The sequence below is a fragment of the Streptomyces sp. NPDC015139 genome (assembly GCF_043079785.1).
In the GTDB taxonomy this organism is placed as follows: Bacteria; Actinomycetota; Actinomycetes; order Streptomycetales; family Streptomycetaceae; genus Streptomyces; species Streptomyces albidocamelliae.
The window spans coordinates 945,952-959,272 of sequence record NZ_JBIBUW010000001.1 but is presented as its reverse complement, the minus strand read 5'-3'; the positions used below and the strand labels follow the sequence as shown (position 1 = coordinate 959,272).

Annotated in this window: 11 protein-coding genes; 5 read left to right on the top strand and 6 right to left on the bottom strand. The window is 70.5% G+C overall.

Going from position 1 to position 13,321, the window contains the following annotated elements; translation table 11 throughout:
- The first annotated feature begins 2 nt into the window (after positions 1-2).
- The 3 genes from ACF08B_RS04240 to ACF08B_RS04230 all read left to right on the top strand — a co-directional run bounded on the left by ACF08B_RS04240 (position 3) and on the right by ACF08B_RS04230 (position 3,886).
- The gene (locus ACF08B_RS04240) at positions 3-1,142 is read left to right on the top strand and encodes a hypothetical protein (protein ID WP_392315963.1); all 1,140 of its coding nucleotides are present in this window, start codon (positions 3-5) and stop codon (positions 1,140-1,142) included.
- A 66-nt stretch (positions 1,143-1,208) separates the two neighbouring features.
- Positions 1,209-2,465, top strand: a complete 1,257-nt coding sequence (locus tag ACF08B_RS04235) for a DUF6545 domain-containing protein (protein ID WP_392315962.1) — start codon at positions 1,209-1,211, stop codon at positions 2,463-2,465.
- Positions 2,462-3,886, top strand: coding sequence for an FAD-dependent oxidoreductase (locus ACF08B_RS04230; RefSeq protein ID WP_392315961.1), 1,425 nt, complete (start codon positions 2,462-2,464; stop codon positions 3,884-3,886). The genes ACF08B_RS04235 and ACF08B_RS04230 overlap by 4 nt, the downstream gene beginning before the upstream one ends.
- Positions 3,887-3,952: 66 nt before the next feature.
- Here the strand turns inward: ACF08B_RS04230 and ACF08B_RS04225 are convergent, their stop codons facing one another.
- From ACF08B_RS04225 to ACF08B_RS04200, 6 genes are all read right to left on the bottom strand, one after another.
- Positions 3,953-5,272 (bottom strand): hypothetical protein, encoded by a 1,320-nt coding sequence (locus ACF08B_RS04225; RefSeq protein WP_392315960.1) that lies wholly within the window; start codon positions 5,270-5,272, stop codon positions 3,953-3,955.
- A gap of 41 nt (positions 5,273-5,313) precedes the next feature.
- On the bottom strand, positions 5,314-5,976 hold the full coding sequence (locus tag ACF08B_RS04220; RefSeq protein WP_392315959.1) for an ATP-binding protein: 663 nt from the start codon (positions 5,974-5,976) through the stop codon (positions 5,314-5,316).
- A gap of 238 nt (positions 5,977-6,214) precedes the next feature.
- Complete coding sequence (locus tag ACF08B_RS04215; protein ID WP_392315958.1) at positions 6,215-7,627, bottom strand: MFS transporter; 1,413 nt, start codon at positions 7,625-7,627, stop codon at positions 6,215-6,217.
- Between the two features lie 210 nt (positions 7,628-7,837).
- Positions 7,838-9,145 (bottom strand): phosphatase PAP2 family protein, encoded by a 1,308-nt coding sequence (locus ACF08B_RS04210; RefSeq protein WP_392315957.1) that lies wholly within the window; start codon positions 9,143-9,145, stop codon positions 7,838-7,840.
- Between the two features lie 520 nt (positions 9,146-9,665).
- Positions 9,666-9,872 (bottom strand): cold-shock protein, encoded by a 207-nt coding sequence (locus tag ACF08B_RS04205; RefSeq protein ID WP_031174240.1) that lies wholly within the window; start codon positions 9,870-9,872, stop codon positions 9,666-9,668.
- A 318-nt stretch (positions 9,873-10,190) separates the two neighbouring features.
- Entirely contained in the window at positions 10,191-10,691 is a 501-nt protein-coding gene (locus tag ACF08B_RS04200; protein ID WP_392315956.1) for a peptidylprolyl isomerase, read from the bottom strand.
- A 415-nt stretch (positions 10,692-11,106) separates the two neighbouring features.
- Here ACF08B_RS04200 and ACF08B_RS04195 point away from each other — a divergent pair, with 415 nt between their 5' ends.
- The gene (locus tag ACF08B_RS04195) at positions 11,107-12,978 is read left to right on the top strand and encodes a pre-toxin TG domain-containing protein (RefSeq protein ID WP_392315955.1); all 1,872 of its coding nucleotides are present in this window, start codon (positions 11,107-11,109) and stop codon (positions 12,976-12,978) included.
- Positions 12,968-13,300: a hypothetical protein gene (locus ACF08B_RS04190; RefSeq protein WP_392315954.1), complete on the top strand. Its 333-nt coding sequence runs from the start codon at positions 12,968-12,970 to the stop codon at positions 13,298-13,300. The genes ACF08B_RS04195 and ACF08B_RS04190 overlap by 11 nt, the downstream gene beginning before the upstream one ends.
- Positions 13,301-13,321 lie beyond the last annotated feature (21 nt).

Genomic DNA, 13,321 nt, shown 5'->3' with positions numbered 1-13,321 from the left:
GGGTGAGCAGCGCGATCAACTACGCGGCATGCGCGCTGCTCTGGGTGGGTCTGGTCCCGAAGACTCGTGACCTGGTCCGTCACCGCAATGAGCCGTATCTGCTGGCGCTGTGCGCGGCGCTGGCCCTCGGCAGCGTCAGCTGGCTGCTCGGCGCTCCTCTGACCATCGGTGCCGTCAACGGCCTCAGCGGCGTCCCGAACCTCGCCGCGCCGTTGACGTACGCGGCGATCACGGCCTACAGCGCCGCCCTGCTGGTACTGATCGCCTACTGGCAGGAATCCCCCAACGTGCGCCGCATCGCCCGCCGTTGGATAGCAAGCTACACGGTCATCCTCGCCGTGGTCGGTCTGCTGTTCGCTCTGGGGTCCTCCCCGGTCGAGCGCAGGCGGGACTTCGACACCTACTACGCCGGTACGCCGTTCGTCCGCGAGATGGTCGTCCTGTACCTGGTGGCCCACCTCACCGCGGTGACGTTCACGGCCTGGCGGTCGCTGGGCTGGGCGCGGAAGGTTCGCGGCGAGGTCTCCCGGTGGACGCTGACGGGTCTGCTGACCCTGGGTGCCGGCACGCTGATCACGGCCGGCTACAGCGTGTCCAAGCTGGTCGCGGTCGGGGCTCGCTGGTCGGGCCGGGACTGGGACTGGCTGGGTACGGCGGTCGCCCCGTCCTGCGCCGGTCTGGGCACGCTCCTGACCGTGGCGGGAGTCCTCGTCCCCCTGATGGGCCAGCGCTGGCAGAGCAACGACCGGCTGCTGTACCGGCGTATGCGCCCGTTGGAGAGGGAGCTCGAACGGATGCTCAGACGGCGCAAGCTGCGCCTGTCGCGGCCCGTGTGGGGTGCTTCGTCCGCGAGCCTGCTGACCTGGCGGGCCACGAGCATCCACAACGGCCTGAGCTACCTCAGTCCTTTTTACGACCCGGCCATCTTCCAGCATGTCCTGCGCGCCGCGCAGGACACGAAGCCGCCCGAGAAGGCGCTGGCGGCCGCCTGGGCGGCGGTGATCGCGGCGGCCGCGCACGAAGAGGGGTGCCCCACCACCCCCGCCCCTGCCGTGATCCGTCTCCAGGCGCCCTCCCCCAGGACGCCGGAGGAACTCGTCCTCATCGCCGAGGCACTCAAGGGCGAGCGTCATGCCCGGTAGCGACACCCGTACAGCCGGGCGCGCCCACCAACCCCCCACACTGCGCACCTCTGATCGGAGTCCCCGGTGAGCTATGTCGTCTACCTGGCGGCCGCCATCTTGGGCATGGCGGCGGTCCTGCTGTTCCGGCGGCCACGCCAGGCGCTGACGAACCCTCTGACCGCCTCGACCTGCGTCTCCATCCTCATCGGCGCCTGCTGCTTCTCCGCGGCCGCACCGGCGACCCTGGCGACGGTCAACAACATGACGGGCATCGCCAACTTCGGTGCCCCGATGACCTACTCACTCATCTCCGCCTACAGCTGCTCGCTCTTCATCCTGCTGATCTACTGGCGGGGCGGCCCGGTCGTCACACTGAGGCGTACGGCCCTCGCCTTCATCGGCGTGTACGGGCTGCTCATCGCGGCCATCATCACCCTGTTCACCGTCGGCGACGCCCATGTGGAGAGGCTCCGGGACCTCGACACCTACTACGCCAACACGCCGTACATCAGGGAGATGATCGTCCTCTACCTGCTCGGCCATCTGGTCTGCTGCCTGGTGATCTGCGGGGTGTGTCTGCGGTGGACCCGGCAGCTGCGGCAGGAGACCGCCTCGTCCGCCGCGGCGGACGGCGCCGGCCCGGGCGCGCCCGCGGCGAGCAAGGGCGACCGGCTGCTGCGAGCCGGACTCTGGCTGATCGTCATCGGCCTCGGGATGGACATGAGCGGCTTCGTGCTGGCGAAGATCATCGCTGTGACGGCACGCTGGTACGGCCGGGACCTGGACTTCCTCTCCACCACCGTGGCTCCGCCGCTCGCCTCCGTCGGCGCCGTGATCTGCTCGCTCGGATTCGTGCTTCCCAGGATCGTGCCCGCGGTCGGAGCGCAGTGGCGCAGTCTGCGCCACTACCGCAGACTGGCGCCCCTGTGGAAGGTGCTGAGGCATGTCCCGACCGCGTTCGTCTCGCCCAGCACCTGGTATCGACTCCCTCAATCACGCCTGCGCATGCGCGAGATGGCCATCCACGACGCCCTGCTCGTCCTCACTCCGCACCTCGACGAGCGAGCGGGCAGCGGCGTGCTCCGGCGAGCGCTGGCAGCCGGATGCGACCCGACCGCCGCGCGGGCCAAGGCCGAGGCCTCCATGGTCGTGGAGGCCGCCAGGCAGCTCGCCTGGGGCGCTGCCGACTCGCTCACGGAGCCGGGCACCTATGAACTGCGCACCTCCAAGGACGCGAGCCGCGGACTGCTGAGACTGGCGCAGGAGCTGAACACCCCCGGCACTGTCGTCGGCGTCGATCCGCTGGCAGCGCCCACGCACGGAACGAGGAATGGATCATGACAGGTAGAGCGGTCGTCATCGGGGCCGGGATCGGCGGCATGCTGGCAGCCGCGGCACTGGCTCCCGCCGTCGGCGACGTGGTCGTCGTCGAGCCGGACGCACTCGCCGACGGACCGGACCAGCGAAAGGGGCTGCCGCAGGGGCAGCACGCCCACCTGCTCATGGCGGGCGGCCTGGACGCCATGCAGAGCCTGCTCTCCGGCCTGGACGTGCGCCGTCACCTCCTCGACGCCGGGGCCGTCGAGATCTCCCTCGCGTCCGGTCTCCTCGCCCGCACGCCCGACGGCTGGTTCTCCCGCTTCAGGCACGACAGTCACCACATGCTGACCTGCACCAGGGCCCTGCTCGACTGGGCGGTGCGCGCCGCCGTCCTGAGCCGCCTCAGCAACGTCAAGATCGTGCGGGGCAAGGCGCTCGGCCTGGTGGGCACCGAGCAGCGCGTACAAGGCGTCAGGGTCGCCACCGACGCCGGAGAGGATCTGCTCCGGGCGGACCTCGTGGTGGATGCCGGCGGACGCGGCTCGCGTGTCATGCACTGGCTGGCCGACCTCGGGATCGACGGCATCCAGGAGAAGGCCGTGGACACCGGCCTCACCAACGCCACCCGCATCTACCGCCGGCCGGCCCTCGTCACGGACTGGCCGCTGACGCTTCTCCAGGCCGACCCGTACCGCGGCGAGCCCGGCCGCAGCGGCATGATCCTGCCCATCGAGCCCGACGACGGGGGCGAGCGCTGGATGGTCAGCCTGGCGGGCACCAAGGGCGGCGAACCGCCTGCCGACCCGGCCGGTTTCCTCGCGTACACCTTCGACGAGCTGCCGGATCCGATCATCGGTGAGCTCATCTCCCACGCGGAACCGCTTACGGACGTCGTCCGTACCCGGGGCCGTATGACCCGCAACGTGCGCCGGTACTTCGAGCGGTCCGCGAAGTGGCCCGAGGGCCTGGCTGTCGTGGGAGACGCTCTCGCGACGTTCAACCCCGCGTACGGCCAGGGCATGTCGGTCGCGGCCCAGCAGGCCGTGACGCTCCGGGACGCCTTCGACAACGCGGACGTGTCCGCACCCGGCCTGGCACGTGCGATCCAGCGCGCGGTGGCCGGGCACGTCAATGGGCCCTGGACCACGGCGGTCAGCCAGGACGTGCTGTACCCCTTCGTCACCGGCGCCGCTCCCACGGTCGCCGACCGCGCCGCCGCCCGGTACTCCCGCCGAGTGGCCGCCACCGCGACGGTGTCCTACCCGGTGGCCCGTGCGCTCTGGGACGTCACGGGCCTCCAGGCCGGTCCCGCCCGGCTGATGTCCCCCGGCACCCTGCTGAAGGTCCTCCTCGGCCCGCCCGCGCCGCTCAACACCGAGATCCCCCTCAAGCCCCGCGAGCGGCGGGCGCACCGCGAACTGCGAGCCGTGCCGCAGGAGTAGAAGCGGTGTCGGCCGGGTCGCGCTCGCCGGGTTCCCTCGCGTGGGCTGCCGCCGACGCCCCCCGGATCAGCACGACGGCCCCTGTCCCGCCTCTCCGGCGCCGTACAACTCCCGCTGCCACAAGGCCTCGCAGAGGAGGTCCAGGCCCTGGCGCAGATGACGGCGGTAGGTGCCGTAGGGCAGACCGAGGCGGCGGGCGGCGGCCTCCTGGGTGGGGGCGCCCGAGAAGTGTCCCGCGGTCAGGGCCTCGCGGGCGCGGACGCCGCGCGGATCGCGGGCGAGGTCGTCCACGGCCTGGCGCAGCAGGGCGCGCAACTCCTCGACGGGTTCGGTGAGATCGGCCGCCAGGCGGGTGCGCGTCAGGGCGCAGGCGGCGAACGCGGCCGGGTCGCGCCAGTGTTGCAGGGCTTCGCGTACGCCCTGGTCGAACGTGGTGCGCGGGACGCTCGCCGGCCCGGGCCGAACCGGTACGTCGGTGGCTGATATGAACCGGTGCAGCCACGCCTCGACGGGCACTTGGCGCCAGTCGACGGCGAACAGCCCGTAGGTGTGCTCGCCGACCCGTGGTCGCGCACCGGTGTCACCGAGGGTTCCCTCGACGCGCTCGGCCCAGGTCTCGGCGTCCCGCCAGACGGCGAAGCCATAGGCGCGGCCGCGCGCACGGGCGGCCTCGGCCTGGGCGCGGGAGCTGCTCAAGTCGATGACGCGCGAGGGGATCTGGTACTGCTCGGGGTAGACCGAGAACCGGCTCACGCCGATGTGCTCGCCGGGACTCACCGGCGCGGTGGCGTCGGCGTACGCCCACGCCGCGGCCACGACGGGGTCCGTGGCCACGTCCTGCGGATCGGGCGGGTACGACAGGGCGAGCCGGGCCGTGAACGCCACGACCCGGCCCGTGCTCACGAGGCGGTAGACACTGAACGCCTGCGGTTGGCGCTCCGCCCAGTGGCGGACCAGTTCGGCCGACGCGGCTCCCTCGGTCTCCTCCGCCATCCGCAGCACCACGTCCATGTCGTCCGGGTGCAGCGGGCGGTCGTGCACCTCGTCCTCACGCGACCAGGTGCGCAGCCGCGCGAGGATCTTCCCCTCCCGGAAGAGGTGGAAGAGTTCGTCGGTGACGGTCCAGACCCGTTCCTCCGGGGCCTCCCGCAGCAGACGCAGATACTCCTCCGCCAGCCGCCCGCGCATCGACACGAAGGCGTTGGGTGCGCGCCAGCGCAGGTCGGCGGCGAGTGTCTCGCGTGCCGCGTCGTGCGGGTGGAGCCCCTGGTGCGTGGACTCCATGAAGGGCAGGTCCCTCAGCCAGGAGAAGAGGAGATGGGCGTCCTCCTCGGGCAGCACCGAGTCGAGCAGTTCCTCGGAGGTCGAGCGGGCCTGCGCCGCCACCTCCAGGGCGCGCCGGTGGGCGGCCGTGGGGACCTCGCCGATCAGTCCCGCCAGCAGGGTGCGCAGGACGTCCGCCGAAGGGGCCCAGATCTCCTCCCTGCCGCACCCCGCCGATCCGGAGGCCGCCGCGAGGGACAGCGCCAGCGGGTTGCCTCCGGCGAAGCGGAGTACCGGTCCCGCAGTTCTGGCCGGATCCGTGCCGCGGCCAGCAGGCTCCGGGCCTGCTCCTCGGAGAACGGCTTCAGCTCGGTCACGTGCAGCAGACCGGCCCAGGCGGGGTCGGCGGTCCACTGCGGTCGCGGTGGGAGCCGGCCGGCCAGGACGACCAGGGTGCCGTCGGCGGCGCCGGGCAGGAAGTGCTGCCACAACCAGCTCTCCAGCCACTGGCAGTGCTCGAAGGAGTCCACGATCAGGACCGTGCCGGGAACGTCCAGGAAGGGACCGGCCGCCCGCTCGAAATCGGCCGGGTCCCGGCTGGCGAAGCGGCCGTCGAGTTCGACGAGCAGCCGGCCCGCCGCACGGACCCGGTCGGCCAGGCGCCGCAGCAGCGTCGACTTCCCTATGCCGCCCGGCCCGTGCACGTAGAAGCCGAAGGGCGCCTCGGGATCACCGGCCAGCGCCTCCCCGAACCGGTCGAGTTCCGTTTCCCGGCCGACGAACGCCCGGGTGCGGGCACTGCTCAGTCTCTCCCCGACGGACACCATCGCGGCTCCCCATCCTCATGTCCCGGCACCGGACGGCCCTGCGCGTTGATAGAGGGTTTTCGGAATCCGAAGGTTCGCACGGGCCTCATGATTCGCCCTCGGCGGCGGGCCAGAACGGCGTTCTTCCCCCGCCGACGTCGTACGGCAGGGGAAGAGACCGCCGGCGCCGCTGCCTCTCGTGGTGGCGACGGTGCCGGTCCAGGGGGCCGCCGCGGGCGGGCGGGGGACGCGCGGTGGATCAGCCGGCGACGGAGGTGGCCGCGGCCGGGGCGCCCTCGTCGGTGGAGGCGGCCTCGCCGTCGTCCAGGGAGACGTCCTTGGTCTCGTCCCCGAGCAGGAGCGCGATCAGCGTCAGCACCGCCATCGCGGAGAGGTAGACGCCGACCAGCCACGGCGATCCGTCACCGGCCTGCCAGAGCGCCACGGCGATGAACGGGGCGACGGCCGCCCCGAGGATGGAGCTGACGTTGTACGAGATGCCGGACCCGGTGTAGCGCACGCTCGTCGGGAAGAGCTCGGGCAGGAGCGCGCCCATCGGGCCGAACGTCATGCCCATCAGCGTGAAGCCGAGCACGAGCCACAGCACGACACCGAGCGTTCCCAGACCGATCAGGGGCACCCAGACGAGGCCGAAGACCACGATCGCGGCGGTGACCAGGATCAGGACGGAGCGTCGTCCGTACCTGTCGGCCAGCGGGCCGGAGACGAGGGTGAACACGGCGAAGAAGAGCACACCGAAGATCATCATCAGGACGAACGTGGTGTAGCTGTAGCCGAGGCCGGGGACGGCGGCGCTCTTCGCCGTACGTCCGTAGCTCAGCGAGAACGTGGTCATCAGGTAGAAGAGCACGTAGGTCGCCAGCATGAAGAAGGTACCGAGGATCAGCTGCCTCCAGTGGCCGCGGACCACCTCGGCCAGCGGCAGCTTCCGCACCTTGCCGCTGTCGCGGGTCCTGGCGAACACCGCCGACTCGACGAGTCGCGACCGTACCCACAGACCGATGGCGACCATGACGGCGGAGAACAGGAACGGGATGCGCCAGCCCCAGCTGAGGAAGGCGTCGGAGGGTTGGGTGGGGTCGGCGCCCGTCGCGGACGGCAGCAGGGCCCCGATGACCAGGAACAGGCCGTTGCCGATGATGAAGCCGAGCGGGGCGCCGAGCTGTGGGAAGGTGCCGTACAGCGCGCGCTTGCCGCGGGGGGCGTTCTCGGTCGCGACGAGCGCGGCACCGCTCCACTCTCCACCCAGTGCGAAGCCCTGCGCGAGCCGCATGAGCACGAGCAGCGCGGTGGCGATCCAGCCGGCCTGCGCGTAGGTGGGCAGCACACCGATGAGCAGCGTGGCGAGGCCCATCGTCAGCAACGAGACCACCAGCGTCCGTTTGCGCCCGAGGCGGTCGCCGAGGTGCCCGAAGAAGATCGCGCCGATCGGGCGGGCGACCATCGCGGCACCGAAGACCGCGAACGACGACAGCAGCGCCGTGGTCGGGTCACCGCCCGGGAAGAACAGGGACGGGAAGACCAGGACGGCGGCGGTCGCGTAGACGTAGAAGTCGTAGAACTCGATCGTCGTGCCGATGAGGCTGGCGACGAGGACGCGGGACCGCGGATTGACGGGGGGACGGGCGGGGCCGGTGGCTGGTGCAGGCATTGCCGGGTCTTTCGCGCGAGGTGCAGAGCGGTTGCCGAGGTCCCGCACCCCGCACGCGTCCCCTCGCCGAAAGACCGTGCGATTTGTACGGGCACTTAACAATGTCAGGCGTCTTGCTGTGCGGAAAGTCGGTGCCACGATGTGAGACGACGGGTATGCGCTTGCTGTCGACCCCGGCAGCGCCCACCGCTCTGACGGCCCGGGCCTCCCCTACGGGACGGCGCTCAGTCCCGGCTGCGGTTCCGGGTGGGACGCCGGCACGGTGCGCGGTTCCCACAGCCTGGTGACGTGGACGTAGCCGTGCACCACCGAGCCCAGCGCCAGCAGGAGGAGGGGGCCGAACGCCCACGGGTGCCGGGCCATGTCCACGGACAGAAAGCGGTACGACACCAGGAGTGCGGTGAAGACCGTGGCGCCGTAGGCGGCCAGCAGGAGTCCCGACCGGTCCCGGCCGCGGTCGTACGCGCGCAGCGCCACCTCGATGGTGAGCGTGAAGACGACGCCGGCGACGAGGTCCACGCCGTAGTGGTAGCCGAAGCCCAGCGTCGCGGTGAGGGTCGCGGTCAGCCAGAAGGCGCCCGCCGCCCGCAGAACGCGCGGGCCCGTGCGGGTGTGGATGAAGATAGCGGTGGCCCATGCGGTGTGCAGGCTCGGCATGCAGTTGCGAGGGGTGAGCCCGTCGTACGGCACCGGGTGCGGACTGCCGATCGAGGGCGGTGTGCCGGGCCACAGGTCGGCCACCGCCCATTGCACGCCACCGGTGCCCGAGGCGCCGGGGCCGTAGGCGAAGACCGGTCCGACCACCGGGAAGAGCATGTAGATGCCCGGCCCGATGAGGCCGATCAGCAGGAAGGTGCGCACGAGATGATGGCGTGGGAAGCGGCGCTCGACCCGCACGTTCCGCAGTTGGTAGAGCGCGACGACGACCGCGGCCACCGCGAGCTGGGCGTAGACCAGGTGGAGAACGTGGGGGCCGACGGGGTCGGTGGCCTCGACGAGCCGGCCGACCAGGAATGACGGGTTGCCGAGCGCGTGGTCGGCGGCGGCCACGTACGGATCGAGGACCATCGGGCGGGTCTTCGCCGTGATGAGCAGCCAGTTGTCGCCCGCCTTGCGGCCGGCCACCAGCAGCAGCCCCAGGCCGACACCCTCCAGCAGCAGCACCCGTTCCCGGCCGGTGCGGCGTGTCACGGCGATGACCGCGTAGCCCGACATCACCCACACCGGGCCGCTGGCGAAGAGGTGGACGTCCGCCGTCCCGCCCTCGATCGCCCACCGCAGCGGCATGAAGACGGCGTCGACGCCGATCGCGGCACCTGCCGCGACGAACCGTTGCCGCCAGGTGAGCACGACCATCATCAACGCCAGACCGCCGTACAACGGCCCCGGTTTGGGGGAGAATATGGCGTCTTTCACCCAGTCGGCGATCGGCTCCGGGTCGCCGGAGCTGCGACGGGCGACGATCTCCAGCGTGATGACGAAGGCGAGGGCCACCACGGCCGCCAGGGCCCACAGCATCGCCCGCGGTCGACGCCCTGCGGCGAACGTGGTCTTGGCTTGTATTCGCGAGAACAACCGCGAGACTGGAGGAGTCAATTCTCTGGCCGATGTGTTGGTTTGCCGGTCGAATGGTTCATCTCGTGCCGAACAGTGCCGATTTCCGGTCGGGACGGGCGACGAGGGCACTCGTCGACAACCGATCATGCCATCGGAGCGGTGCGGGACACCGCTCTGGTGACGGGCCGCACACTGGCCGGCCGCCGGCACCGCCGGGCGATCCTCGCCCGCGGGGGCGGATCGGCGTGGCCCTGTCCGCGCCGGTCGGGCGATGACGCGCCAGGAGTCCCCCGGCGCCTGGGCCGAGCGGGTGAAGGCGGGCCTTCCGCGACATGCCCGTGCGGGGCAGCAGGGGGTCGCCGCGATCACCGCGGCTCGGCCGGAGGCCGGCGGCGGGCGCCCCGGAGTGGAGGCCGTATCCGGCCACCGACGAAAACGTGGCCCCCGGAGCGAACTCCGGGGGCCACGCTCAGGGCATCGACTAGGCGACGACCGTGATGTTCTCGGCCTGCGGGCCCTTCTGGCCCTGCGTGACGTCGAAGGTCACGGCCTGGCCTTCCTGGAGCTCACGGAAGCCGGAAGAGTTGATGTTGGAGTAGTGCGCGAAGACGTCGGGGCCTCCGCCGTCCTGCTGAATGAAACCGAAGCCCTTCTCGGCGTTGAACCACTTCACGGTCCCGCTGGCCATGCGTTTACCTCTCGGTCGAGCCGGGTCCGCACCGTGCAGACCCGCAATGGTCGTCCTGGAAGCGCCCGTACATCAAAACGCCCGCACCTGGCGGCACGGGCAGGAACGGCGAACCACGACAACCACTGCGACGCTACACGGCGCGTTCGCCCAACGCCAGAGAGAAACAGCCCAACGGGGTCAATGATCCTTGTCGCATCACCTGAGTGACCCCGTCCTCGTCACCTCCGCGGCCCCCGTCGCAACGGCCGGGCGGCCATGGAAGACCGGGAGCGCGCGGGCGCGCGCTCCCGGCCGGGAGCTTCGGCGGAGGGGTGCTCAGCCCTCGAGCTTGCCCGAGTCGCGGACGGAGATGGCCTTCGAGGTGCGGCCGGACTGGGAGCCCAGCTTCTCGATGGTGTCGACCACCTCGGTGCCCTCGACGACCTTGCCGAAGACGACGTGCTTGCCGTCGAGCCACGGAGTCGCGACGGTGGTGATGAAGAACTGCGAGCCGTTGGTGTTGCGGCCGGCGTTCGCCATCGAGAGCAGGTACGGGGCGGTGTGCTTCAGCTGGAAGTTCTCGTCCGCGAACTTCTCGCCGTAGATGCTCTTGCCGCCGGTGCCGTCACCGCGGGTGAAGTCACCGCCCTGGAGCATGAACTGCGGGATCACGCGGTGGAACGGGGAGCCCTTGTAGCCGAAGCCGTGCTCGCCGGTGGCCAGCTCCAGGAAGTTCTTGGCCGTCTTGGGCGTGACGTCCTCGAAGAGCTCGAAGACGATCCGGCCGGCGTCCTGGCCGGCGATGTCGATGTCGAAGAAAACGCGGGGATTACTCATGGTCCTATTCTGACAACACCGGACCGCCGCCTTGCGCGCGACCCAGACCACTTCACCTCATCGCGTTGCTCCGGCCCGCCGGCGCGCCCCGCGGCAACGCCTCGGAGAGCCGCCGTCACGGCCTCGGACGAGGCGCCTCCGGCCCGGGGACCGCCCTGAACTGTGACACGGTTCACTCCGGCCGGAGTGAACCCACACCGTGCCCTCGCCCGTAGCGGGGCCTGGACGGCGGGACCCGGGGCATTGTCGTGTCGCCTCCACCCCGGGCAATCCAAAGCATGGGCCAGCACATGACTGAGTGTGAGATATGGTGTGACCGACCATATGGCTACTCGCCAGTAACAACATTGCCGATCCGGCACGGGGAATCAGGACCGGCGCACCGGCCAGCCGACGCGCGCCGGTCAAGGAATGCATGCATCACCATTTCAGATCAAGGATCGCGGCGCTCTTCGTCGCCCTGGCCATCGTGTTCACCGGCGGCGTGGGTTCCGCGGCCGGCGCCGAGGCCGCACAGCCGAGCCGCGCCGAAAGGCTCGCGGACATCGTCCGCAAGGTGGCCCAGTACGCGAACTGCGACCGCCTGCCGTTGCTCGAACGACCGGCGTGCCTGAAGCAGTTCGCGGGCAAGGCCATCGCGCTGGGCGCCGGAGTGGCGGTGTTCCTGTACACCGCGCAGGACGCCATGAAGGACCACGGCGCGAGTTTCAAGGACCTCGACCGGAACCTCAAGGACATCGAGGCCCTCAAGCCGCTGGATCTCGTGGATCCCGCCAAGGCACCGGACCCGGCACAGCAAGTGAAGCTGCTCGAAAAGGCCGTCCGGACCTTCGAGAGCGCCAAGCCGCACATGGACAAGGTCGCGAAGAACCTGGCCAAGGCGGACTCCCTCCTCGGGGACCAGAACGACTCCCTGCTCGCCCTGACCATCCTGACCGTCGCACTGGGCGAGTACTTCCCCGAACAGAAGAAGTACCCGGAGGCCAAACCGGTCTTCGACTTCGAGAAGGAGCTGAACGAGCTCAACGACGCGTTCGACCAGATGAACGCGGGCTTCGAGAAGATGAATCGCGGCCTCGACACCATGAACTCCGGTGTCCGCGAGGTCAACAAGGGCCTGTCGGAAGCCAACAAGGGCATCGACAAGGCCAACAAGGGCATGAAGGAGCTCAACGACGGCGTTCGGCAGGCCAACAAGGGCGTCGACGAGGCGAACAAGCACGTACCCGGCATCAAGAAGGGTGCGGAGAAGCTCCGGGACATGTCGGGGATCGACTTCGACTTCTCCCGGATCGGCGACACCTGGGCGTCCGGCTCCTCGCTCCTGGACGACGCGGAGCAGCAGCGCAGGATGTCACTGCTGCTGGACCTGCTGCCCGGGGTCGGCGACGGCAAGGGCGTGGTCGAGGCGCTCGTCGGCAAGGACCTCGTCACCGGCCAGAAGCTGACCACCGAGGAGCGGGTGCTGGGCGGCGTGTCCGTCCTCGGCTGGCTGCGGGCCGGCGACCGGCTGCTCACGGCCGACGAGGTGCGCAAGGCCCGCAAGGGCGAGCAGGCCGTCACCTGCAACAGCTTCCCCGACGGCACCAGGGTGCTGATGGCGGACGGTTCGCAGCTGCCCATCGAGCAGGTCCGGGAGGGCGACCGTGTCCTGGCCGCCGACCCACTGAGCGGACAGCAGCGGCAGGAGCCGGTCACCGCCCTGATCACCGGTCAGGGCGAGAAGCACCTCGTCGACGTCACCGTGCGCACGGACCAGGGCCCCGCCCAGGTCACCGCCACGGACGAACACCCGTTCTGGGTCGACGACCTCGACGCCTGGGCGGCAGCCGACCAGCTCCAGCCGGGAGCCTGGCTACGGACCGGTGCGGGCACACGGGTGCAGGTCGACGCGGTCAGGGCGTGGACCGCGCCGGACCAGACCGTCCGCAACCTCACCGTCGGTGATCTGCACACCTTCTACGTCATGGCCGGCAGCACCCCGCTGCTGGTGCACAACGCCAACGGCTGCGGCAAGTGGAAGGCCGAGTTCGACGCACTGCCGGGCGGGCAGCAGAAGCACGTCAAGGAGATCGCGACCGCCGCGGAGCTGCGGAAGACCTTCGAACGGTGGACTCAGGGCGCCCAGCGGTTGCCGGCCCGCGGACCGAAGATCCCGGACGTGTACAAACTCCCCGACGGCACGATCATCCAGTGGCGCGCGTCATCCACCTCGGGTGGCGAGACCATCGACATCTTCCCCGTCACAGGCAAGGGAAAGAAGGTGCACCTGCCGCATGGGCACTGAGTACGTCATCGGCGAACTCCTGGAAGAGGGGCTGGACGACTGGGTACCGGTCGACCGCCTGATCGGGCTGGCCCAGGAGACGGTGGAGCGGTCCGGGCGCGACTTCCGGGACGTGGCCAGGGAAACGCTCACCCAGCTGCTGGGCCGCGGGCTGATGGAGGTGGGGGATCTCGGCGAGAGCGGTTTCGAGGCGTGGACCGGCACTCCTGACGCCCTCGTGCGCCGGGTCGTCTCCACCCTCGAGGAATTCGACTGGCTCCCCCAGGGCGGCGCCTGCTGGCTCGCCAACACGGCATACGGAGACACTCGGGCGCCCCGCTGAAGCGTGACGCCCGCCGGCCTC